Annotated in this window: 15 protein-coding genes and 7 tRNA genes; 5 read left to right on the plus strand and 17 right to left on the minus strand. The window is 46.4% G+C overall.

Going from position 1 to position 22,889, the window contains the following annotated elements:
* Nucleotides 1-168: 168 nt before the first annotated feature.
* The 4 genes from FW758_RS15885 to dapA all read right to left on the minus strand — a co-directional run bounded on the left by FW758_RS15885 (nucleotide 169) and on the right by dapA (nucleotide 6,698).
* Complete coding sequence (locus FW758_RS15885; protein ID WP_446445884.1) at nucleotides 169-3,264, minus strand: efflux RND transporter permease subunit; 3,096 nt, start codon at nucleotides 3,262-3,264, stop codon at nucleotides 169-171.
* Nucleotides 3,261-4,343, minus strand: a complete 1,083-nt coding sequence (locus tag FW758_RS15890) for an efflux RND transporter periplasmic adaptor subunit (RefSeq protein WP_446445885.1) — start codon at nucleotides 4,341-4,343, stop codon at nucleotides 3,261-3,263. Before FW758_RS15890 ends, FW758_RS15885 begins: the two co-directional genes overlap by 4 nt.
* Before the next feature lie 369 nt (nucleotides 4,344-4,712).
* Complete coding sequence (gene bamC / locus FW758_RS15895) at nucleotides 4,713-5,810, minus strand: outer membrane protein assembly factor BamC (RefSeq protein WP_446445886.1); 1,098 nt, start codon at nucleotides 5,808-5,810, stop codon at nucleotides 4,713-4,715.
* 3 nt (nucleotides 5,811-5,813) lie between these two features.
* Nucleotides 5,814-6,698: a 4-hydroxy-tetrahydrodipicolinate synthase gene (dapA, locus tag FW758_RS15900; RefSeq protein WP_107947968.1), complete on the minus strand. Its 885-nt coding sequence runs from the start codon at nucleotides 6,696-6,698 to the stop codon at nucleotides 5,814-5,816.
* A 172-nt stretch (nucleotides 6,699-6,870) separates the two neighbouring features.
* Here dapA and FW758_RS15905 point away from each other — a divergent pair, with 172 nt between their 5' ends.
* Both FW758_RS15905 and bcp read left to right on the plus strand, forming a co-directional pair.
* Complete coding sequence (locus tag FW758_RS15905) at nucleotides 6,871-7,422, plus strand: glycine cleavage system protein R (RefSeq protein WP_006082061.1); 552 nt, start codon at nucleotides 6,871-6,873, stop codon at nucleotides 7,420-7,422.
* 3 nt (nucleotides 7,423-7,425) lie between these two features.
* Nucleotides 7,426-7,893 carry a thioredoxin-dependent thiol peroxidase gene (gene bcp / locus FW758_RS15910; protein WP_006086208.1) on the plus strand — a complete coding sequence of 156 codons (468 nt, stop codon included), beginning with the start codon at nucleotides 7,426-7,428 and terminating at the stop codon, nucleotides 7,891-7,893.
* Nucleotides 7,894-8,137: 244 nt separating this feature from the next.
* Here bcp and FW758_RS15915 read toward each other — a convergent pair whose 3' ends face one another.
* Entirely contained in the window at nucleotides 8,138-8,755 is a 618-nt protein-coding gene (locus FW758_RS15915; protein WP_106650801.1) for a LysE/ArgO family amino acid transporter, read from the minus strand.
* A 125-nt stretch (nucleotides 8,756-8,880) separates the two neighbouring features.
* Here FW758_RS15915 and FW758_RS15920 point away from each other — a divergent pair, with 125 nt between their 5' ends.
* Nucleotides 8,881-9,816 (plus strand): LysR family transcriptional regulator ArgP, encoded by a 936-nt coding sequence (locus FW758_RS15920; RefSeq protein WP_446445887.1) that lies wholly within the window; start codon nucleotides 8,881-8,883, stop codon nucleotides 9,814-9,816.
* 94 nt (nucleotides 9,817-9,910) lie between these two features.
* On the opposite strand, the gene htpX is transcribed toward FW758_RS15920, so the two are convergent.
* Nucleotides 9,911-10,774, minus strand: a complete 864-nt coding sequence (gene htpX / locus FW758_RS15925) for a protease HtpX (RefSeq protein ID WP_446445888.1) — start codon at nucleotides 10,772-10,774, stop codon at nucleotides 9,911-9,913.
* A 286-nt stretch (nucleotides 10,775-11,060) separates the two neighbouring features.
* On the opposite strand from htpX, the gene pepE reads away from it, so the two are divergent.
* Together pepE and FW758_RS15935 are read left to right on the plus strand one after the other, a co-directional pair.
* A complete protein-coding gene (pepE, locus tag FW758_RS15930; RefSeq protein ID WP_446445889.1) occupies nucleotides 11,061-11,774 on the plus strand; it encodes a dipeptidase PepE in 714 nt (237 codons plus the stop codon).
* Between the two features lie 552 nt (nucleotides 11,775-12,326).
* Nucleotides 12,327-13,922 (plus strand): glucan biosynthesis protein G, encoded by a 1,596-nt coding sequence (locus FW758_RS15935; protein WP_446445890.1) that lies wholly within the window; start codon nucleotides 12,327-12,329, stop codon nucleotides 13,920-13,922.
* A 567-nt stretch (nucleotides 13,923-14,489) separates the two neighbouring features.
* Here the strand turns inward: FW758_RS15935 and FW758_RS15940 are convergent.
* From FW758_RS15940 to FW758_RS15990, 11 genes are all read right to left on the minus strand, one after another.
* Nucleotides 14,490-14,576 (minus strand) — tRNA-Leu (locus tag FW758_RS15940).
* Nucleotides 14,577-14,716: 140 nt separating this feature from the next.
* Nucleotides 14,717-14,803 (minus strand) — tRNA-Leu (locus FW758_RS15945).
* Between the two features lie 49 nt (nucleotides 14,804-14,852).
* A tRNA-Cys gene (locus FW758_RS15950) sits at nucleotides 14,853-14,926 on the minus strand.
* A gap of 44 nt (nucleotides 14,927-14,970) precedes the next feature.
* Nucleotides 14,971-15,046: transfer RNA gene (locus FW758_RS15955), tRNA-Gly, on the minus strand.
* 220 nt (nucleotides 15,047-15,266) lie between these two features.
* Nucleotides 15,267-15,815: a CDP-diacylglycerol--glycerol-3-phosphate 3-phosphatidyltransferase gene (pgsA, locus tag FW758_RS15960; protein WP_006082068.1), complete on the minus strand. Its 549-nt coding sequence runs from the start codon at nucleotides 15,813-15,815 to the stop codon at nucleotides 15,267-15,269.
* Between the two features lie 47 nt (nucleotides 15,816-15,862).
* The gene (gene uvrC / locus FW758_RS15965; protein ID WP_446445895.1) at nucleotides 15,863-17,692 is read right to left on the minus strand and encodes an excinuclease ABC subunit UvrC; all 1,830 of its coding nucleotides are present in this window, start codon (nucleotides 17,690-17,692) and stop codon (nucleotides 15,863-15,865) included.
* A 103-nt stretch (nucleotides 17,693-17,795) separates the two neighbouring features.
* The gene (uvrY, locus tag FW758_RS15970; protein WP_006082070.1) at nucleotides 17,796-18,440 is read right to left on the minus strand and encodes a UvrY/SirA/GacA family response regulator transcription factor; all 645 of its coding nucleotides are present in this window, start codon (nucleotides 18,438-18,440) and stop codon (nucleotides 17,796-17,798) included.
* A 419-nt stretch (nucleotides 18,441-18,859) separates the two neighbouring features.
* A tRNA-Ser gene (locus FW758_RS15975) sits at nucleotides 18,860-18,950 on the minus strand.
* Between the two features lie 562 nt (nucleotides 18,951-19,512).
* Nucleotides 19,513-19,603 (minus strand) — tRNA-Ser (locus tag FW758_RS15980).
* Between the two features lie 188 nt (nucleotides 19,604-19,791).
* On the minus strand, nucleotides 19,792-21,789 hold the full coding sequence (locus FW758_RS15985) for a methyl-accepting chemotaxis protein (protein ID WP_446445891.1): 1,998 nt from the start codon (nucleotides 21,787-21,789) through the stop codon (nucleotides 19,792-19,794).
* Between the two features lie 931 nt (nucleotides 21,790-22,720).
* Nucleotides 22,721-22,811: transfer RNA gene (locus FW758_RS15990), tRNA-Ser, on the minus strand.
* Nucleotides 22,812-22,889: the final 78 nt, after the last annotated feature.

A 22,889-nucleotide genomic window follows, 5' to 3' on the forward strand; every position in this document is an offset into this window, starting at 1 on the left:
CAATTTGGTAAAAGTAACGCTTAGTGTTTACTAAATGGGGCTCCAAATTTGCTTTTCAAGGGCAAGGGCTAAAACGAGGTTCGAATGGCTAAAAATAAGGCGCTTGATGAATACCAAGCGCCTATATGTGGACTTTCGTGTACTTTCAACATCAGCCTACGCGAGGCGTTAGTCTTCGGCTAATTCTTTTTCTAACTGTTGGGCTATGGCTTCGGGCGATCCGCTGTTACGGGCAAAGAGTCCATAAGCGGCTGGGATCACGAAGATAGTGAATAGGGTTGCTAGTAAAATCCCCGACAACACGACTACACCAATCACGAAACGGGTTTCAGCACCCGCGCCTGCGGCCATAACCAAAGGTACAGCGCCAGCGGCGGTAGTGATGCCAGTCATGAGAATAGGTCGTAAACGCTGCGCCGAGGCTTGAATAATCGCCTTATCAAAATCAACACCTTTATCCCGCAATTGGTTAGCAAACTCAACAATCAAGATACCGTTTTTGGCCGCCAACCCGACCAGCATAATAATGCCTATCTGACTGTAAATATTAAGACTCTGCCCAGTAAGCCACAAACCAATTAACGCGCCCACGGTCGCCAGCGGCACAGTCAGCATGATGACCATAGGGTGAATGTAACTCTCTAACTGCGCCGCCAGCACGAGGAATACAATTCCCAGCGCGAGCAAGAACACGAAGTACATAGAGCTACCCGACTCTTGATAATCGAGGGATTGGCCCTTATAGCTAATTACCGCCTCTGCTGGCAAATAAGCACGCGCCAATTGATTCATATAATCAAGGGCTTCACCTAGGCTATAACCATCTTCTAAACTGGCTTCTATGGTGATAGCGCGCATGCGGTTGTAACGGTTAAGCGAACTGGCGTCGGCAAACTCTTCCACCGTCACTAAGTTCGACAGCGGGATAAGTTCTTGAGTCCGCTCGGAACGCACGTAGATGTTTTGCAGATCCGCTGCGGTATTTTGATTACCGCGCTCGCCTTCAATGATCACATCGTATTCTTCACCGTCACGCATAAAGGTCGTGACTAAGCGTGAGCCCAACATGGATTCCAACGTACGACCGATATTTGAAATCGATACCCCAAGGCTCGCCGCTCTATCTCTGTCGATGACGACGCGAAGCTGCGGCTTAGTCTCTTTATAGTCGTGATCTAAACCGAGCAATTTAGGATTCTGTGCCGCCTTTTGCATCATGATATCGCGCCAGCGGGCCAGCTCTTCGTAGCTTGGGCCGCCAATCACAAACTGCACAGGTTTACCGACGCCGCGGCCAAAGGCTTGGCGCATCACAGGAAACGCTTGCACCCCAGCAAGATCGGCAAGCCGTTTGTTAATGTCTGCAATCACTTCTTTAACGGGGCGACGTTTGCCCCAATCTTCCAACACGACGATGGCCATACCATTAGAGAAATCCGCAGCGCGGCCAAAACCACGTGGGGCACGAATGAGCAGACGCTTAATATCACCCGTGTCAACCAGCGGCATCAAGCGGTTTTCCACCTCATTCATGTAGGATTCTATGTATTCGTAACTCGCGCCTTGCGGTCCGTTAACCATCAAGAATAACGAACCTCTGTCTTCCTGCGGCGCAAATTCCTGCGGCACTTTTTGAGCTAAATAGGCGCTAGAGCCTAACGCGATCAACACCAAAATCGACATCAATAACGGGTGGGCCATGGCAGACTTTAACGATAATTGATAACGGTTTGACACTTTGGTCATGATGCCGTCAACCTTACGCACCAACCAAGAATCCTGCGAGCTAGGCTTGAGCAACTTAGAACACATCATAGGTGTGAGCGTCAAAGCCACCAGGCTAGAGAACAGCACTGCCGCACTCATGGTCACAGCAAACTCTTTGAATAGTTTACCTAAGTCGCCTTCAAGGAAAGTGATCGGCATAAACACGGCGACCAAGACTAAGGTGGTTGCGATGACCGCAAAGGCCACTTCACGTGCACCGAGGAAGGCCGCTTTTAAGGGCGAATCTCCTTCTTCAATACGGCGGTGAATGTTTTCCAGCATCACAATCGCATCGTCCACCACCATGCCGATGGCGAGTATCATCGCCAACAAGGTCAAAAGGTTGATGGTATAGCCAAGCGCATACAGCACAATAAAGGTGCCAAGCAAGGACACAGGCACAGTGATCGCGGGGATCAACATGGCGCGCACACTGCCAAGGAACAGATAAATTACGATAATCACTAAGACCATCGCAGTGAACAGGGTTTGGTACACTTCTTTAATCGAGGCTTCGATAAACACTGAGCTATCGTAGCTGCGCTTAATGGACATGCCCGCTGGCAAGGTTGGGTTAATTTTATCAACCAGCGCATTCACCGCACGCGCCACTTCCAAGGTATTGGCGGTTGACTGCTTAGACACGCCTAAACCTATCATCGCCTCTTTGTTGCCACGGAACATAATCCGCTCTTCTTCAGAGCCGATTTCCACCCGCGCGACATCCCCCAGTTTAACTAAGTAACCGTCTTCCCCTTGGGTGATCACTAGATTTGCGAAATCTTCGGCGGTGCGATAACCCCGCTCGAGCCTCACCGTAAAGTGCCGCTCCTTAGATTCAATCGAACCTGCGGGTAACTCGACGTTCTCGGCTCTAAGCGCAGCCTCTACATCAGCAACCGTCAAGCTGCGCGATGCCAAGGCTTGTCTGTCTAGCCATATCCGCATCGCATACACTTTACCGCCACCAATACGCATTCGCGCCACGCCATCGACCACAGAAAAGCGGTCGGCTAAATAGCGGTTGGTGTAATCGGTCAATTCGAGGGTGGTCATTTGATCCGACACCAAATTGAGCCACATGATTACTTCATCGCCGCCATTGGCTTTTTGCACTTCTGGGGGATCGGCCTCCTCGGGTAAATTGTCGAGTAAGCCAGAAATACGGTCGCGTACATCGTTAGCCGCATCTTCAATATTACGGCTAATATCAAACTCTAAGGTGACGGATGAACGGCCATCACTGCTCGATGAACTCACGTGCCGAATGCCTTCGACGCCGCTGATCCTGTCTTCAATCAATTGGGTAATGCGGCTTTCTACCACGGCGGCACTGGCGCCGCGGTAGTTAGTGTCGATAGACACCACAGGCGGATCGATGTTTGGGTATTCACGCAGGGGCAATTTATCAAAGGAGACAAGCCCGAAGGCGACCAGCAGCAAGCTGATCACTGAGGCAAATACGGGACGTTTTACCGAGAGATCAGTGAGGATCATACACTTGGCTCCGTGCTCGTATCAGCAAGATAACTAAACTTTTCCGCGAACTCCGTTTGCACTTCATCCCCAGGATGGACTTTCAATAAGCCACGGATCACCACGTTTTCACCCAAAGCTAAACCGTCTAAGATCTCGACCCAACCACGGGTACGAATCCCGATAGTGACTTGTTTACGCTCAATCACATTGTCGGCATTAACGCTGTAAACAAAGTGATCATTTTGGATTGGGATAATGGCAGATTCTGGCAACATCAAGGCTTCGCGGCTACGTTTGATGAGTTTGACCTTCATCAACATGCCCGGTAATAAACGCAGCTCAGGATTGGGGATTTCGGCACGGACAATCACAGTGCGCGTCGTTGGGTTTACGCGGCTATCAATCGATGTCACCACGCCTTTGAAGGTAAAATCAGGAAAGGCCACAGCTTTGGCTTCAACTTTCTTACCTGGGGCTAAATCTTGAATAAAACGCTCAGGCACTGAAAAATCGAGTTTAATCTTAGAGATATCATCCAAGGTGGTGATCGCAGTGCCGGGCGACACTAGGCTGCCGACACTAATTTGGCGTAAACCTAAACGGCCATTAAAAGGCGCCAGAATACTGCGATCATTGAGTGATGCTTGCGCCTGTTCAAGCTCTGCGCGGGTGGTATCGATAAGGGTTTGTAATCTGTCGCGTTCTAACTCTGCCACAGTGCGGCTAGTGACTAATGAACTGATACGGTTGAATTCACGTTGATTATCACTGACTTTAACTTGCGCGGCTTTAACCTTAGCGATTTGCTCGGCATTTTGCAGTTGGAGTAGCAAGTCCCCCTTTCTCACTATGTCGCCATCATCAAACTTCAGCGCTATCACCATGTCAGTGACTTTAGGGGTTATGGTCACAGATTCTGCGGCTTTGTTGGTGCCAATGGCTTCCACTTCATCGCGAATAGGTGCCATGGCAGCGGTGGCGATCACTACGTTAGGCATGAGTTTCATTTGCGCGGTGGCAATCTCTTGCGGTTGCATGGCTTGATATCCAAACCATGCCGCGGCCAATAGGGCGATTATTAGAATAATTTTTTTCATCGGGCTTCCAAGGGATGACTCGCATTAATGACGGCTAGTTTACTCACTCACATCATCGCATCAATACGTTTTACTTTTTCTTACAAATTACGCCAATAGCGCAAAATATGTGTGATTAAGTGTCTTTGGCGATATACATGGCGGAGTGGCCAGAATGCAGTACGATAATGAGGGTAAGTAGTGATAATATCTGCAATTGATAGATTTTGCGGAGTTTATTGCTAAACCCATTCGAAAAATATTGATATCTAGACAATTAAATCCTAAAACACCGTTTGCTTAGATAATCATCAAAACCTGCTCCATAGCGCTAAATCGCAGCCAATAAAAAAGGGCGATAATTCGCCCTTCTCTCATCAACCGTTGAAATTAACGCAGTTTGCGTTCTTCTTTCATCAGGTTTGACAGTGACTGATACACATTGGTAACGACTTCATCGCTCAATGGCTGATCTTCAGCATCGCGGAGGAAAATCTTAGTCTCTTCAGGCGTATCGCCATCTTCAAGCAGTAAACGGTAGCTGCCTTCTTTGAGCGCTAACTTATCTTCGCCCCACAATGAACTCCAGAAACCTGAGTTATCGTCAAACTTGATAAAGTACAATCCTTTCGCGCTATCCATATCGGCAATTTCGAAGCCCATTTCTGGCAGCACGATACGCAGACGATCCCACACTTGTTTGTACGGGGCTTTAGCAGACCAGTAGGCTTTGCCTTCTTCTGGCGTGACTAAATCGACATTGATACCTAAGGTTTGCTTCAAACGATTCGCTTGAATAGATTGGTCACGTTTAATACTGATGTAGGCAATCGCACTGTTCAGCATATCAATCGTGTATCTTTGCTTATCTTCGCCGCTTAGTAACACGTCTTGTGCTTTATCGTCGTAAAACTCTTCGTGTTCAACTAAGTGAATAACGATATTGGCAGTGCGACCATGTGGACGTGTTTCCACATCGAAACGGTAGCGTTGGCGCAGCAGATAAACTTTATCTGAACCCCACATGTTTGATTCGATCACTTCGCGACTTTCGATCCAATCGGTTTCTATGTTGCCTTTATCAAAATCACGGCTACGAACAGCAATCCCTTTTTGGGCCAAGAAACCGTCTAAGTTGCTAAAGATTTCTTGTTTCAAGTCCACTGTATTATCGATAGATTCGACCACGATTTTAATGTTGTCGCTGCCCTCTTCCACGTGAGTACCTTCAGCCATAGGCAGTACTTGCAGTGGCGGACGGATATCCAAATTTTTACCGTAGACTGTAGCATTGGCTTTAGGGCCCAATGCTGGCACATCGAATTCTTTATTGTAGGGCGGTGTTTTCAATCCGGCAGGGATCTTAAGCAAAGGCGCTTGCTCAGCCTGAACATAGTCTTCAGTACCGTTCGCTTGGCGACGCTCAAGTGGCGAACTACAGGCTGCAACGGCAGCAACTAAGATCAGTGGGGTGACTTTCTTTAACATTAATTATTTAACCTCTATCTGGGCACGAGTCATTGCTTCTATCAACAGACCATGACATTGCTCAGAAAGTTCAGTCAAAGGTAAACGAATATGGCCACATTCAATCAAACCCATGCGATGGGCAGCCCATTTTACTGGGATAGGATTGGCTTCACAAAATAGTGTGCTGTATAAACCGCGCAGTGGTGTGTCTATGCTCAGCGCAAGCTCAGCATTGCCGGCAAGCGCCGCATCACACATAGCTTTAAAGGCTTGTGGCACTATGTTGTTCGCCACTGAAATGACACCATTGCCGCCTAAGAGTAAGAACTCTCTGGCAGTGGCATCATCGCCGCTATACAAGAGGAAATCGTCGCCGCACAGTTCGCGCAGACGTTTTACACGGGATAAGTCACCGGTCGCTTCTTTTACGCCAATAATGTTGCTCACGTTGACTAACTCGGCAACGGTTTCTGGCAACATATCAACGGCAGTACGGCCAGGGACATTATAAAGAATTTGTGGTATATCTGTGCTGGCAGCCACGGCTTTATAATGCGCAATCAATCCCTTAGGAGTTGGCTTATTATAATATGGCGTTACGCCAAGCATAGCGGCAACACCCACCTTAGATAAGGACTTGGTGAGCTCAACGGCTTCAGATGTGGCATTGGCACCATTGCCACCAATGACAGGAACGCGGCCCGCAGCAAATTTAACGGTTTGTGAAACGACCGTTACATGCTCAGACATAGGCAGAGTCGCTGACTCGCCAGTAGTACCAACGGCCACAATGGCATCTGTGCCTTGGTCAATATGGAATTCGACTAACCTTTCAAGACTTGCAAAATCTACTGAGCCATCACTGTTCATTGGCGTGATTAAGGCTACGATGCTTCCGTTTATCATCTGACTTTCCCCAAGATTTCAGGATTCGCTATGGTACTGATGCCAACCACTAATGACAAGCATTAACGGGGCTCTCAAATTGAATTAGTTATGGTAGCATTACATCCCGCACAAAAACTCAGCTTCACCCCTGAGTTTTCGCTCTATGATATCGAAAAAGTGAGGAAAATTCATGACCAATTTCCTGGTCGTAACAGCGATGGGTCTCGACCGTCCTGGACTCGTAAGTAAACTAGCTCGTCTTGCCAGTGACTGTGACTGCGATATCGTCGACAGCCGTATGGCATTATTTGGTAACGAATTTACCCTTATCATGATGTTGTCAGGCTCGTGGGCATCAATAACGAAAATTGAAAGCATGCTCCCCAGTCTCTGTGTCGAGTTAGAACTGATGACAGTGATGAAACGTACCTCTAAACACACACCACAAAATTACCTTTCTCGCCTTGAAGTTCGCTTCACGGGTAAAGACCAGCGTGGCACGATTAAACGCATTACCCAGTTCCTTGCCGACAGGTCATTAGATCTGGCTGCAGTGCGCTCTTTCTCCGAAGAATTACCTGACAGTGAGCAGACGCAAAACGTGTCGCTGACCATTAATATTCCTGAAAAAGTTGAACTAGAAAAGCTCGAACAGAGTATCTATCAACTCGCCCAAGATATGACCTTAGATTGCACTATTCGTCGTATGGAAGGCACAGCCATTTTAGAGGACAGAGGATAATAGATGAATACCTTAACGGCTGGGGCAAAAGCGCCTCAATTTACCCTGCAGGATCAACATGGCACGTCAGTTTCACTGGCCGACAGCCTTAAGCAAGGTCCTGTTTTAGTATACTTTTACCCTAAAGCAGCGACGCCGGGTTGCACAGTGCAAGCCTGCGGTCTACGTGACAGCAAAGCGGCGCTCGATAGCCATAATGTGACAGTATTTGGCATTAGCCCAGATCCTGTGGCTAAACTGGCCAAATTTGCTGAAAAACAAGCACTCAACTTCACTTTACTGAGCGATGAAGACCACAGTGTCGCCGACGCGTTTGGGGTCTGGGGCGAAAAGAAATTCATGGGTAAAACCTATGATGGCATCCACAGATTAAGCTTCCTTATCAATACCGACGGCACTATCGCCCACGTATTCGATAAGTTTAAAACCAAAGATCACCATGAAGTCGTACTCGCGCAAATCGCAGGTTAATGACAGATATGGCGACGAATACAAGGCTTCAAGCTGCTGATTTAATCAGCACAAAAGTGTAAATGTCGTGGGTTGATGTCAAAAGGTTGAATAAATAATCGGCAATCGATAACGAAAAGGTCCTGAAATCAGGACCTTTTTCATGAAAAATTTTCACTTTCATATCACAAGATACGATCTAACCGAGCAAAAAAACCGCAAAAGCATTCAGCTAGCCCGTATTCTATGGCATCACAACGTCGGTTTATCCTGCCACATAGGGCCAAATAATCGCGGCGGCAATACTCCACATAGTTAACCAAATAAAACGGTCAAGATAACGCCATGCCGCTGGGCGAGTAAAAATGGGCGCCAGCAAACGCGCACCAAAACTTAAGCCGAAGAACCAAATAAACGATGCCAGTACAGCACCCGCGCCAAACCAAGGCCGATGTAAATCATCAAATTGAGTGCTAATACTGCCGAGCAGCACCACAGTGTCGAGGTACAAATGCGGATTAAGCAGACTGATCCCAAGCGTAGTCAACACGGCCTTTTTGAAGGTATCGGCACTATCAGCCTGCTCCATCTCAATGCCCTTGGCCACAAATGATGCCTTGAGCGCATTCGCGCCATACCAGAGTAGAAACGCGGCGCCACCGAAACTCGCCACATGCTTAATGGTCGGGAAAGATTCAATGATGTGCCCTAGCCCCGCCACACCCGCAGTGATCATCAGCGCATCAATGATAGAGCAGAGCAAGGCAATCGGTAACGGGTACGAGCGCTTAATGCCTTGCTTGAGCACAAAGGCATTTTGCGCGCCCACAGCAATAATCAAACTGCCACCAATTCCCATACCTTGTATAAATGCCGCTTGCATAACCACCTCTCATGTTCGAAGAAGGCGCTAGCATAGTCAAAACAACAAAATTAATATAACTAATGTTTTTTATGTATCATAAGTAAAATTAATAACCACCAAACATACATCGATTAAGGATGACTATGCTGGAATACGCCAATCTCAAAGCCCTCGCCGTTGTCGTCTCGGAAGGCGGTTTCGATCGCGCCGCTAAAGTGCTGCACATCACCCAGTCGGCGGTATCGCAACGCATTCGGCAGCTTGAGGAAAAAGTCGGTCAGTCATTACTTATTCGCTCCAATCCCGTGGTCGCCACCCCCACAGGCAAACGCCTGCTGCGCCACTATTCACAGGTTCAATTACTTGAGAGTGAATTAAGAGCCGAGATGGACGCCGACGATCCCAACCATCCAACCACAGTACGCATCGCTGTGAATGCCGACAGTTTAGCCACTTGGTTTTTACCTGCGCTGGCAGGCATGTTCAGCCGCCACGCTTGGTTATTAGAGTTGATTGTCGATGACGAGTCTTACACCCATCATCTATTGAAAAACGGTGAAGCGGTCGGCTGCGTCACCACCACCGAAGTGCCGATGGCGGGTTGCAGCAGTGAGTTTTTAGGCACCATGGAATACCTGAGTGTCGCCACGCCCGAATTTGCCGCGCGCTATTTTGGTGAGCCGAGCGACACTCAGTCACTTAGCAACACTCAGCTGTTTAACGGCATTAGCCAAGCTCAGTTAGCAAAGGCGCCAGCAGTGGTGTTCTCCACCAAAGATAAGCTGCACGAGAAGTTTCTCGCCCAATATTTCAATATGACGCCAGGGCAATGGTGGCAACATACAATCCCCTCTTCAGAAAGTTTTTTAGAAGCGATTAACTTAAGCTTAGGTTATGGACTCGTCGGTCATCTGCAAGCTAAGCCATTAATCGATCAAGGAATACTGATTGAGCTCACGCCAGAGCGGCGCATGCGTGTGCCACTGTTTTGGCAGCATTGGAATATTAAGGCGAAGCAAACGACACTGGTCTATCGCGCTCTTGCGGCAACCGCGCAACACAATTTGCTGCAGGCATAAAAAATCGGGCTCAAACCAAAGTTTGAGCCCGATATTGAGAGTCATAGATCTAATCTCAAGTGAGGCTTAAAACTTAAACCTAACTCTCTCTTTATTAGCTTGCTCTTAACGCTGCAATACGTTTTTCTAATGGAGGATGACTCATCATCATTTCCGCCATTGAACGTTTGCCGTTAATACCAAAGGCAGACATTTGTGCAGGCATTGCCGTGCTTTCTGGACCTTGGCGTAAACGCTCAAGCGCAGCAATCATCTTGCCTTTACCCGCTAAACGGGCCGCGCCTTCATCGGCTTTGTACTCACGAATACGTGAGAAGTAAGCGACGATGATTGAAGCCAAGATACCAAATAACATATCCAGCACGAAAACCACGGCCATGTAAGCGAACATGCCTAAACCTTCGCCTTCTTCATCATTGCTCGACACAAAGTTGTTAATAATGCCAGCAACCACACGAGCCGCGAAGATCACGAAGGTGTTAACTACCCCTTGGATCAGTGTCAAGGTCACCATGTCACCGTTAGCAACGTGGCTCACTTCGTGGGCCAATACGCCTTCGATTTCATCTTGGCTCATGCCATATAACAGACCCGTACTCACAGCCACTAATGAATTGTCTTTGCTTGGGCCTGTAGCGAACGCGTTCATGTCGGGTGATTGATAAATCGCCACTTCTGGCATTTTAATTCCCGCTTGTTTAGCTTGACGGGCAACCGTCTCTACTAACCAACGTTCAGTACTGTCACGTGGGGTGGTAATCACTTCACAACCCATGGTCTTTTTCGCCATCCATTTTGAAATGGCTAAGCTGATAAAGGCCCCACCGAATCCCAAAATGGCAGCGAACACCAGCAGTCCACCCATAGTAGACGTGTTCACGCCTAGAATAGACATAACAATTGAGGCTACTAGCAACACAGCTAGGTTAGTCGCAATCAATAAAAATATACGCTTCATTTCAGCTCCTTTAGGGCAAGAATGTGCCATTTAACTTTGCTCAAAGACATAATATGTCCAAATCATCGAAATTCAAGTGGTAAAAGAAAAGAGTTTTTAAATTAGGTTATCTTTCTCGTATATAGGCACTGTCTTTCATGGATCGAGAGTCTAGGGACAGTATATTAATCGAAACTTAAATCTAGCGGCTATCAGTGCTACAGCGCAATTCTGCTTTATTTCTCTATGTTTATCGGGATTAATCTTTGTTAACATGCCAGCACATTCCGAGATTTCAGGATATAAAATGACAATCAATGCCCTACTACTGAGCAGCTCTCGTGTCGGTGATACACCTTACCTTGCCCACGCGATCCCTTTTATTAAACCGCTTACCGCCAAAGCGCAGAAATGGATTTTTATTCCCTATGCTGGCGTCAGCATGAGTTATGACACTTATTTGGCGTCTGTGGTGACAGGGTTAAGTGAGCTTGAACTCGATATCAGTGGCATTCACCAGCATCCCGATCCACAACAAGCGATTAAAGATGCCGACGGTATTTTAATCGGTGGCGGCAACACTTTTCATTTATTGCACCAACTATATCGCTATGATCTGGTAACGCTGATTGGTGAGCAAGTCGCCCTTGGTAAACCTTATATCGGCTGGAGTGCGGGCTCTAACGTATCGGGACTGAGCATTCGCACCACGAACGATATGCCCATCATCGAGCCGCCGTCGTTCAAGGCATTAAACTTAGTGCCGTTCCAGCTCAATCCGCATTATTCCAATTACCAAGCACCGGGCCACAACGGTGAAACCCGTGCCCAGCGGTTATTAGAGTTCACTAAAGTCGACCCATTAACCCCAGTGGTCGGCATAGTTGAAGGCTCAGCCCTGTGGCGTCAAGGAGACAAACTCTCACTCTTAGGTGACCAACCTGCGTATTTGTTCTGCGGAGAACAGCAAGAAATCCCTATCCCTGTGGGCAGCGATCTGTCGCACTTACTCAAGGCCTAATTTACTCAAGTCCTAATATTCAAGCTAGCAGCCGCATAGCGCATCTAAATAGGCTCACAGGAAAAACGGTGAGCCTCAGTTATTTATCTAGTCCTATCGCTTGAGCCCTAATGCGCTTGTCTGTTTTCTTCAAATCCTAACGTTAACGGTGCCTCGGCTCTGTAGCAACGCCACTCGATTGAATCAGTGCTAAGTTAACTTAGCCAAGCGCGTTTTCACCACACTCTTTATTACCACTGAGCTATTACTACCACTGAGCAATTACTAGGTGTTACTACCACTGACTATTACTACCGCCGAGCACATTCGCAATTACTGTTATTAATGGCTAAACCATGTAGCAAAGTATCCAGAGCAGCACCTAAATAGCGCAAATCATAATTTATGTTACAAATATCCTGCTACACAGGTAAAATTACCGCTCACCTCAGCGAGTCAGATCCCACAACTGAGGATTTTGTAGCAGACAAGTTATTAATATTTAGGGATTAGATAGACTGAAGCATATATTGTGCCTATGAATCAGCGTCATTTTAGTAAGGAGTTTCCATTTTGCGAATGAATCATACGATGAATTACCCTACCGGTTATCCGGCATTACTCAAAAAACTACCTTTTTTCATCTTGACCGCCATCGTCTACGTCGTCGGCATGAATAACGTCAATGCCGCAGCGGCAGAGACAACCGCAGCACCTGCGCCTGCCCCAGAAAAAAAATCTAAAAATTTTACCCACGATACTGTAGTCGAAATCGCGCAACAGCTGTCGCAAAAACCATTTAAAGAAGCCAAGAAAGCGCCTAAAGAGCTGATCGATCTTGATTTTGCCACCTATGGCAAAATCAATTATCAAGAAAATGCCGCGATTTGGGGCGGTACACCCACTAAATTTTCGGTACAGCTTTTTGCTCCGGGTTTTCTCTATAAAAACCTTGTCGATATCGACGTGGTCGAAAACAGCAAAGCGATACCGATAGAGCTCACTGAGGCCTCGTTCGATGTGCCCAGTGACGCCATTGAAAAACTCATCACCCAATTAGGTCAATATGCTGGCGTGCGTTTGCATTACCCCATCAATGACGATGAAATGAAAGATGAATTCATCATGTTCCAAGGCGCGAGCTATTTTCGCGTACTGTCTAAAGGCCAAACCTATGGCCTGTCGAATCGCGGTTTAGCAATAGATGTCGCCCAACCTAAAGGCGAAGAATATCCATTGTTTAAGCGCTTTTGGGTTGAACGACCATCCAAATACCAAACGGCGATTGTGGTGCATGCCCTGCTCGACAGCCAAAGTGTCACGGGGGCCTATCGTTTTGGTATTTACCCTGGCGCACCATCACGTGTCGAAGTGGATGTAACTCTGTTCCCACGCAAAGATATTCAACATGTTGGCCTTGCACCGCTGACCTCTATGTTCCTGTTTGGTGGATTAGATAACTCGGATAAACCCGATTACCGCCCTGAAGTACACAACTCAGACGGCTTGCAAATCGATCGCGGCAATGGCGAACGTCTATGGCGCCCATTAAACAATCCCAACAAACTGCAAGTCAGCGCCTTTGCCGATGAAGATATTAAAGGTTTTGGTCTGATCCAGCGCCATCGTAAGTTTGAAGACTATCAAGATCTGAGTGCAAACTATCAACTTCGCCCTTCAGCGTGGATTGAGCCACTTAATGATTGGGGCAAGGGTCAGCTGGTGTTGATTGAAATCCCATCGAGTGCTGAAACCAACGACAACATAGTCGCCTATTGGGAGCCTCAAGGCGGCCTGAAGAAAGACCAACCCTATAAATATTCCTATCGTATGACGGCGTCAAACGACAGCCCTTCAATCGCGTCAAAGGCACGAGTGGTCCGCAGTTCGAAGGGGCAAGTGCTCAGCAAGGGTAAAGAGTTACTCGTCGACTTTAGTAATATCAAGCCACAAGATATTGATAAAATTAGTATCGATGCCAGCATCAACAAAGGAAAAATACTGTCAACTCGGATTGTTGCCCACCCTGACATCAATGGTGCACGGGTATTTGTCAGCTTCGAACCAGAAAGCACCAATGTAGCTGAACTGAGATTACAGTTGAAGAAAGACGATAAACCCCTAGCAGCAACTTGGTTATATCGCTGGAATAGCGACGATTGGCAATAGAGCTTAATTAGTTCCCTTGCTTAGCGAGCATAAACCGACCCTATAGCGTTAATAAAAAGGTAAGGTTAATAAAAGCGTCAGTCTTTACTGGCGCTTTTTTATGCCTAGGATTTTATCGATAGATGTTATTGATAGATTTTTATTGATAGGTTTTCTATTTCTAGGTTTATCTCAAGCATAAATAGGTTAAACCAAGGAAAAAAACTCACAACCTGCGTTTCAGCCGAAATAATCTCACGCCTTATCGCTCTGACTTCTCTGCACAAGAAGAGTTAAATCAGCATAGCTACTGGCTTGATTCAAGCTGATGCTATCAGCTTCAAACGTACCGCTGTTACGTGATGCAATGGTTTTCAGCACTCCCCTGACGAGCATCGCAGCATGAAGTCCTGCTGACTAAAGCAAGCGATAATAGTCCACCACATCGATGACTATTTCTTATATCGAAAGCGGCACGCCAAGCGTGTCAGTCAAGTTTGGCCTTAAACCTCTCGCGAACAATACTGACTAAATGTGGGAATCCAAATGCAAAAAAGCCTCAACTTTCGTTGAGGCTTTTTCTTTTTTTGGTACCCGAGGCCAGACTTGAACTGGCACGCTGTTACCAGCGAGGGATTTTAAATCCCTTGTGTCTACCGATTCCACCACTCGGGCAAACTCTGAATATCAATGACGGGAATCATGTCAAAAATATTATTAACTCTATGTCGCTAACGCTTAATACAACAATCAAATCTTTAATAAAAACCTATTGAAGCTTAGGATTTTATTTTTACCATTATCATCAAAAATAATGGTACCCGAGGCCAGACTTGAACTGGCACGCTGTTACCAGCGAGGGATTTTAAATCCCTTGTGTCTACCGATTCCACCACTCGGGCAAACTCTTTATATTAACGACGGGAATCGTGTCATTAATACGTTAATCTATGGAGGCGCGACCCGGAGTCGAACCGAGATCGACGGATTTGCAATCCGCAGCATAGCCATTCTGCCATCGCGCCATAGTTGCTAACTCGGATTAACCAGAATCAGACTTCAAGAATATTGGAGCGACATATCGGGTTCGAACCGATGACCTATACCTTGGCAAGGTATCGCTCTACCAACTGAGCTAATGTCGCATTTTGTTTTACTATTTACTCAAGTAAGTAAGGTATCGTATTTAACCTTATCAACTGAGCGAATATCACATTTCAATATTCAGTAGCGTTAAGATTTTGTTTTCACATCGTCTCTTGTCTACGGGGTGGCATTCTACCGATTTACCACCCAGTGTCAACCGCTGTTTTATCGATAACTTACTGCTTGCACACTAAATAATCTCTTTGATTTTTTATTGCACTATTCAGCAGTCAGATCTTTCCAAGCGGCTAAAATGTAACTCATCATTGACCAAAAAGTTAATACTGCAGCGATATATAACAGCACAAACGCGGCATTGGTCATTAAAGGATTGTATTGCCAAATCAGGCCAATAATCGCCACCATTTGCGCGGCAGTCTTATATTTACCAATCCAAGACACGGCGACAGTGCCACGTTTACCAATTTCAGCCATCCATTCTCTCAACGCTGAAATGACAATCTCGCGACCTATCATAAACAGAGCTGGCATCGTCAGCCAGATATTGGCGTATTGATCGACTAACAGCACTAAGGCTGTGATCACCATCAACTTGTCAGCGACTGGATCGAGGAAAGCACCAAAACGGGTTAATTGCTTCAATTTACGGGCAGCATAACCATCTAATGCATCCGTTAACGCCGCGAGCCAAAAGGTAAAGGCGGCAACAAAAGGGGTCCAGTCGTAGGGTAAATAAAACAGCACCACAAAGATGGGCAGTAAAAAAAGCCTGAAAAGAGTTAATGCTATAGGTAAGTTAAACGGCATGATCAAACCAGTTAGTCAAAAGCAGCGCCAATCTTGCCTTAATTTTATCACCCTCGCAATGCATCATGAATGGTTTGTGCCATTTCTATGCTGATCCCTGGTACTTTGACTAATTCCGCCACACTTGCCCCTTTCACTTCTTGCAACCCACCTAAATGCTGTAACAAAGCTTTACGGCGTTTAGGGCCAATTCCTGGAATAGATTCCAATGTGGAAGTATTGCGGGTTTTCTGGCGACGATTACGATGGCCTGTTATCGCGAATCGATGGGACTCATCGCGAATATGTTGAATAAGGTGCAACGCAGGCGAATCACCTTCGAGGGAAAAGCTAGTTTCTGTATCCCCTAAAATTAAGGTTTCGAGCCCAGGTTTACGGCCCTCGCCTTTCGCCACCCCAATGAGCTGCGGTGCTTTATCTAAATGGACAAACTTTTCATCCACTATCTTCTGGGCGATACGCAACTGCCCAAGTCCACCATCGATAAACAGAATGTCAGGGATTTTACCGCCCGCCTCAATCTTATCGAAGCGTCGACTCACCGCTTGCTTCATTGCCGCGTAATCATCGCCCGGTGTAATTCCCTTGATATTATAGCGACGATATTCACCTTTATGCGGCCCTTCCCGATTGAATACCACACAGGAGGCAACTGTGCTCTCCCCCATGGTATGACTGATATCAAAACATTCCATCCGTTGAATAGGCGTACTCAATTCAAGGATTTCTTCGAGTAATACAAAACGCTGCTCGACCGTATTTTTATGGGACAAGCGCGTAACCACGGCATTCGTCGCATTGGTCACGGCTAACCGTAAGAAACTTGCCCTGTCGGCGCGTACATTGGTCTTAATCGAAAACTTTTTATCTAACGCCTCAGAAATTGCCGCTTCGAGTTCATGTAATTCTTCAAAGTTGTGGCTAATCACCACTTCCTTTGGGATGGAGCGTTGAATATCCGCATTTAAATAAAACTGCAGGATGAAAGAGCGCAGCACTTCGTCCATATCGGTTTGGGCCGGCACAGAAGGATAATAGCTGCGACTACCAAAAATTTTACCCTCGCGGATAAACAGCAAATGGAAACAGGCGATGCCCGACGAATAATGCACACCGATGACATCCATATCGCCTTTATTATTCGATACTTCCTGTTGTTCGGCGACTTTACGCAGCGCCATGATCTGATCGCGAAATCGTGCAGCTTGCTCATAGGCTTGTTGCTCGGCCGCAAGCTCCATTTTGTCAACCAAGGCGCTGATCACTTGCTGATCTTTGCCCTTTAAAAACAGGCTGGCAAGTTTCACTTGCTCGTCGTAATCAGCGTTGCTGACTTTACCCACACAGGGCGCGCTGCAACGGGAAAGTTGATATTGCAAACAGGGGCGTGAGCGAGACTTGTAGTAAAGGTCGTCGCATTGACGAATTGGAAACAGCTTCTGCATTAAATGCAGGCTTTCACGCACGGCGCCGCCGTTAGGATAAGGGCCAAAATAGTGGCCTTTTTCCCGCTGCGGACCACGATGATAAGCAAGCCTTGGGTGTTCGTGCTGGCTTAACAGTATGTAAGGATAAGATTTGTCATCACGCAATAACACATTGTATTTAGGCATGTATTGCTTGATGTAATCATTCTCAAGCAACAGAGCATCGGTTTCGCTGTGGGTCAGCGTCACATCAATATGGTGTATATGCGAGACTAAGGCTTGGGTCTTAACATTAGCGAGGTTTTTACGAAAATACGAGGTAAGCCGTTTTTTGAGATCTTTGGCTTTACCCACATAAATGACGTCATTCTTGACGTCATACATGCGATAAACCCCAGCGGAAGATGAAACCGTACGTAAAAAACTTTGGGCGTTAAATTCATTCGACATCATTTACACCCACAGTTTTGCAGACTTAACACAGACAACATGGCAACATTTAACCCACGAACTCACTCGACTCAAGCCATCGACCAACGAAATTCACTTACTATTAAAAATGGCCAGCATCCAACATTTTATAGCGAATAGCTAACCGCGTTAGCTCTACATCACCACTGATCCCCAGTTTGGCAAATAGGCGGTAACGGTAGCTGTTAACGGTTTTAGGGCTTAAGTTCAGCTGCTCAGAAATATCGTTCACCTTCTCGCCGTTGGTGATCATCAACATGATCTGTAACTCACGTTCAGACAAAGACTTAAACGGGTTTTCATCGGCGGGATTAAACTGACTCAGCGCCATCTGTTGGGCAATTTCAGGGGATAAATAACGCTGGCCGCGAGAAACCTGACGTATCGCCTGCAATACTTCCGGCGGCGTCGCCCCTTTCGTCAAATAACCCGAAGCGCCAGCCTGCATGACCTTGCTCGGGAATGGATCTTCCGTGTGCACAGTCAACACAATTATTTTAGCATGGGGTTGATAACGCAGAATTTTTCGAGTGGCCTCCAGTCCGCCCATCCCAGGCATATTCATGTCCATTAAGATCACATCGGCTTCGTTCTGGCGAGCCCACTGCACCGCAGTCTCACCATCAGGGGCTTCGCCCACCACTTTGATCCCACGTTCATCTTCCAAGATGCGGCGGATCCCAGTTCTCACAAGCTCATGATCGTCAACCAAATATATCGAAATCAACTTAACCCACCTTTTACAATTTACAGCTCGATCCGCGCGTTAAACAAAGCAACACAGCAGACGGATAACGAGTTCATAAGGCTAATTTAGCCCAACAACCCCATTTCGCAAAGCATAAATTCAACATTGTTAACTAGATGATATTTAAAGGAAGGATTCCAGAATAGCATACTCATAAAAAGCGTTTAAAAACGAAGCAATAACCCAAGCATTATCAGCCTAAAACCCTTATTGAATGGATAGTAAAGTATTTAGCAAATAAACTGTCATTTCTTGAAAATAAGCAAAAAAGCCATCGATGCATATGGCTTTTCCGTGAAATATGGCGGAGGAGTTGTGCCTCGAATCAGGAACCTAGGGTTCAAACTGCACAAATGCAAAAACGCCGCTAATAAATTAGCGGCGTTTTTGACTAAATATGGCGGAGGAGTAGGGATTTGAACCCTAGGTGGGCTATAAACCCACGCCGGTTTTCAAGACCGGTGCATTAAACCACTCTGCCACCCCTCCGAACGAGCGAGATAATAGCGATCTCTACTGCCACTGTAAACTTAAATTTATGCTTAATCGTGTTAATTGACTATTTCATATTCACTTAGGTCAAAAGCAGTTAAACAGTAAAGGGCTTAATCAACTTGCCAACTGACTCGAATGGATAAACGACGACTCACATCAAGCTTTATATTTTGCTCAATCACACTGCCTTATAAGTAAAGCAGCAGATTGAAGTCAATCAACAACAAAGCACTCTCAGGAAGGATATACCCGCGATAAGTAAAATCCAGTCAGCACACGTCAAAAAGACATACTGATGAGTTCTGGATCAACTAACTTAAATGCATAGGTAAATAGGTAAATAATTTATGAGTCGCTGAATAGCGTTAAAAATGAAGTGTTGGGACGAGAAGCCCAAGGTGACAACTGCATAAACGGAAAAGGCCATCATTGCAGATGGCTTTTCCGTGAAATATGGCAGAGGAGTTGTGCCTCGAATAAGGAGCCAAGGGTTCAAAATGCAAAATGCAAAATGCAAAAAAGCAGCTAACAAATTAGCGGCTTTTTTGACTAAATATGGCGGAGGAGTAGGGATTTGAACCCTAGGTGGGCTATAAACCCACGCCGGTTTTCAAGACCGGTGCATTAAACCACTCTGCCACCCCTCCGAACGAGCGAGATAATAGCTATCTCCTACTCCGCTGTAAACCCTTAATTTAAAAAAGCAATCTACATGGTCAATCTACATTCAATCCGCTTAAAAATATCGCGAAATTCAACCTATCTTGGAATCCCTTGTCGGTTGAAGCGCCACTTCATGGTGACCCACAACCCACTATTAATAAGCATATTAGGATTAAGCTCGATTGATGTTGATTAAACGGTCGGATAATTTTTGCATCTCAAGGCTTAACGCATCGAGCGCGGTCGCATCGAGAGAGTTATCTTCGCTGATACTATTAATCCGCACCGCCAACTCATTGATCTCCTGAGTCACTTGGCTTTGTTGCTGAGCGGCTAAAGCAATTTGCTGAGCTCGCTGCGAAATATCATCGAAACTTTGTACAGTACTCGATAAAGAACTGGCCGCTCCCTCAGCCTCAGCAACTGCGTGGACAGTGCGGGACTCACCTGTTTGCATCGCTTGTACCGCCAGCCGCGAAGCCGATTGCAAAGCGTTAATCATGGTACTGATTTCATTGGCGGAATCTTGAGTTCGCCCTGCAAGAGTTCGTACTTCATCGGCAACAACCGCAAAACCACGACCCTGATCCCCCGCCCTTGCTGCTTCTATAGCCGCATTTAACGCTAATAGATTAGTTTGCTCAGAAATCGCCTTGATCACATCCAATACGGCGCCCACTTTCTGGCTATCTTGAGCCAACTGGGATATCACCTTGGTTGCATTGGCGATTTCCCCCGCTAATGCCTCAATGGAAGCATTGCTGGATGCCACTCGGGTTTGCCCTTCTCGCACCACAATTAAAGAAGATTGCGCTGTTGAAGCACAATCATTAGTGTTATTTGCCACTTCCATCGCGCTTGAAGACATTTGTGTTATCGCCGCGGCGAGTTGCGCACTCTCGAGCCGCTGTTGTTCAGCACGTTGGGCTAACCTATGGCTAAGACCACTTAATTGCGTTGCCTCAAACTGAACTTTCTTCGCCTCTTGGGTGATCAAATCGAGCATTGCCCTCAGTGTACCCGCATAGGTATTTACAGCTCGACGCAAAGCGCCAATTTCATCATCCCGCTGAATTTGCAGCTCGACATTGGCGCCCAAATTACCGCTCCCAAGGGAAGCAATTTGATCTGTGGTTTCCTCAAGTTGCGCCAACAGTTTTTTACCCGACAACCAAGCCAAATAAAGTAAAATGGCGAGCAAGGGCAATAAAAACAACAAAATATCAAAGGTCAGCTCACGGGCAAGCCCTGTGACTCGGGTCTTTGGCGTCACAAGACCAATCACCCATCCGGTATCAGGCATCACAAAAAGGCTTACTTCGCTCGCCTGATTGAGTCTTCCATCCTTATCTAAACTCACTGAAATAACGTTATTAATTGAGGTTTGTTTAAGCGCAGCTTCAACGGGGGCAAGCCAAGGTAACTGCCCGACGAGATCCGTGAAGCGCAGCATAGTGTCGGACTTATTCGCTTCAGGAAAATGTAAGATATTACCCACTTGATCTAAAGCGAAAGCATAGCCGTCAGTTACATTGCCATGTTCTGTTAGAAATTTTGCTAAATCATCAAGTTTCAAATCTATTGTTGCGACCCCGGCAAATGTCCCCGTCAGACGATATGGCACACTGCATGTCACCATCGCCACTTTTGTAACGGTATCCTGATAGGCTTCAGACCATAAACATTGGGATACAGAACTGGTGCGTGCCCCTGTATACCAAGGATCATTGTGATAGCCAGGGCCAGATTGCGCATTATAGTCATCTGAATAAGCCAGCAAATTATCGCTACCACGGGCCCAGAAAAAACTATGGCGGGTGCTTCCAGCGACAAATTTATCCGGCTCAGGCCAGATCCCGCCGCCAGCGATAGTGAGATCGCCATTATTATCAATTAGATTGGGTAAGGAATTAAGGTAAAGAGCTTGCTCGTGGGGTAACACTTCTGCGAGGTGTGCAAGGCTTAAGGTAATGCCCTCAATGCTTGCAAGCTTGAGCGCGAGTTGCCTCACGATACTGCTACCGGTTTGCTCGATTAACTCTTGACTCGCCGCCACTACTCGAGGTTGCCCCCTAAGTGACATCACACCAAAAACGGCAAGTCCGGTCAGTAAAAGCAGCACTATGCTGCCCATAGTGAGCCGCTGCGAAATACGTGTTGGTAACAACATAGCTTTCTCTACTTAAAATAAGTCACCCAGATGGGAGAATTGCTCGGCCGTATGATCCAAGACAATCGAAAATCATACGTCGCACCATCCTAGTGCAAATTTTAAAGACCATAAAAACCATAAACTTGGCCACAGAGATGAGTGTAGACCATAAACAAGAAGAGCGGACATAAAAGACCATCTCTGCTTCACAGAAGTAGAACTTAGAATGAGGAACCTTGGTTCAAATTATATAAACAAAAAAGGCCATCATTGCTGATGGCCTTTCTCGTGAAAATCGCGGATGAGCCGTGCCTCGAATCAGAAACCCAAGGGTTCAAACTCTATAAATACAAAAGGCCGCTAATTGCTTAGCGGCTTTTTGACTAAATATGACGGAGGAGCTGAGCTTAGAATGAGGAACCTTGGTTCAAATTATACAAACAAAAAAGCCATCATTGCTGATGGCCTTTCTCGTAAAATATGGCGCAGGAGCTGCGCTTCAAATTAGGAACCCAAGGGTTCAAACTGTATAAATGCAAAATGCCGCTAATTGCTTAGCGGCATTTTGACTAAATATGAGGGAGGAGCTGAGCTTAGAATGAGGAACCTTGGTTCAAATCATACAAACAAAAAAGGCCATCATTGCTGATGGCCTTTCTCGTAAAATATGGCGCAGGAGCTGCGCCTAAAATTAGGAACCCAAGGGTTCAAACTGTATAAATGCAAAATACCACTAATTGCTTAGCTGCCTTTTGACTAAATATGGCGGAGGAGCTGAGCTTAGAATGAGGAACCTTGGTTTAAATTATACAAACAAAAAAGGCCATCATTGCTGATGGCCTTTCTCGTGAATATCGCGCAGGAGCTGCGCTTAAAATCAGGAACCCAAGGGGTCAAACTGTATAAATGCAAAACGCTGCTAATTGCTTAGCGGCATTTTGACTAAGTATGGCGGAGGAGCAGGGATTTGAACCCTGGGTGGGCTATAAACCCACGCCGGTTTTCAAGACCGGTGCATTAAACCACTCTGCCACCCCTCCGAACGCCGAAAATAATATAAGCATACCGCTAGCTTGTAAACCTCAATTTTTAATTATTGAGCCAAATGCTCAACTTAT

It is taken from the genome of Shewanella sp. 1180_01, from assembly GCF_052850535.1.

What these genes read in the sequence shown, in the direction of transcription:
- uvrC (WP_446445895.1), bottom strand. Translation starts at nt 17,692, where the DNA reads ATGTCGAATGAATTTAACGCCCAAAGTTTTTTACGTACGGTTTCATCT.
- FW758_RS15890 (WP_446445885.1), bottom strand. Translation starts at nt 4,343, where the DNA reads ATGAAAAAAATTATTCTAATAATCGCCCTATTGGCCGCGGCATGGTTT.
- dapA (WP_107947968.1), bottom strand. Translation starts at nt 6,698, where the DNA reads ATGATAAACGGAAGCATCGTAGCCTTAATCACGCCAATGAACAGTGAT.
- FW758_RS15905 (WP_006082061.1), top strand. Translation starts at nt 6,871, where the DNA reads ATGACCAATTTCCTGGTCGTAACAGCGATGGGTCTCGACCGTCCTGGA.
- FW758_RS15985 (WP_446445891.1), bottom strand. Translation starts at nt 21,789, where the DNA reads ATGTTGTTACCAACACGTATTTCGCAGCGGCTCACTATGGGCAGCATA.
- FW758_RS15920 (WP_446445887.1), top strand. Translation starts at nt 8,881, where the DNA reads ATGCTGGAATACGCCAATCTCAAAGCCCTCGCCGTTGTCGTCTCGGAA.
- pepE (WP_446445889.1), top strand. Translation starts at nt 11,061, where the DNA reads ATGACAATCAATGCCCTACTACTGAGCAGCTCTCGTGTCGGTGATACA.
- bcp (WP_006086208.1), top strand. Translation starts at nt 7,426, where the DNA reads ATGAATACCTTAACGGCTGGGGCAAAAGCGCCTCAATTTACCCTGCAG.
- htpX (WP_446445888.1), bottom strand. Translation starts at nt 10,774, where the DNA reads ATGAAGCGTATATTTTTATTGATTGCGACTAACCTAGCTGTGTTGCTA.
- FW758_RS15885 (WP_446445884.1), bottom strand. Translation starts at nt 3,264, where the DNA reads ATGATCCTCACTGATCTCTCGGTAAAACGTCCCGTATTTGCCTCAGTG.
- bamC (WP_446445886.1), bottom strand. Translation starts at nt 5,810, where the DNA reads ATGTTAAAGAAAGTCACCCCACTGATCTTAGTTGCTGCCGTTGCAGCC.
- pgsA (WP_006082068.1), bottom strand. Translation starts at nt 15,815, where the DNA reads ATGCCGTTTAACTTACCTATAGCATTAACTCTTTTCAGGCTTTTTTTA.
- FW758_RS15915 (WP_106650801.1), bottom strand. Translation starts at nt 8,755, where the DNA reads ATGCAAGCGGCATTTATACAAGGTATGGGAATTGGTGGCAGTTTGATT.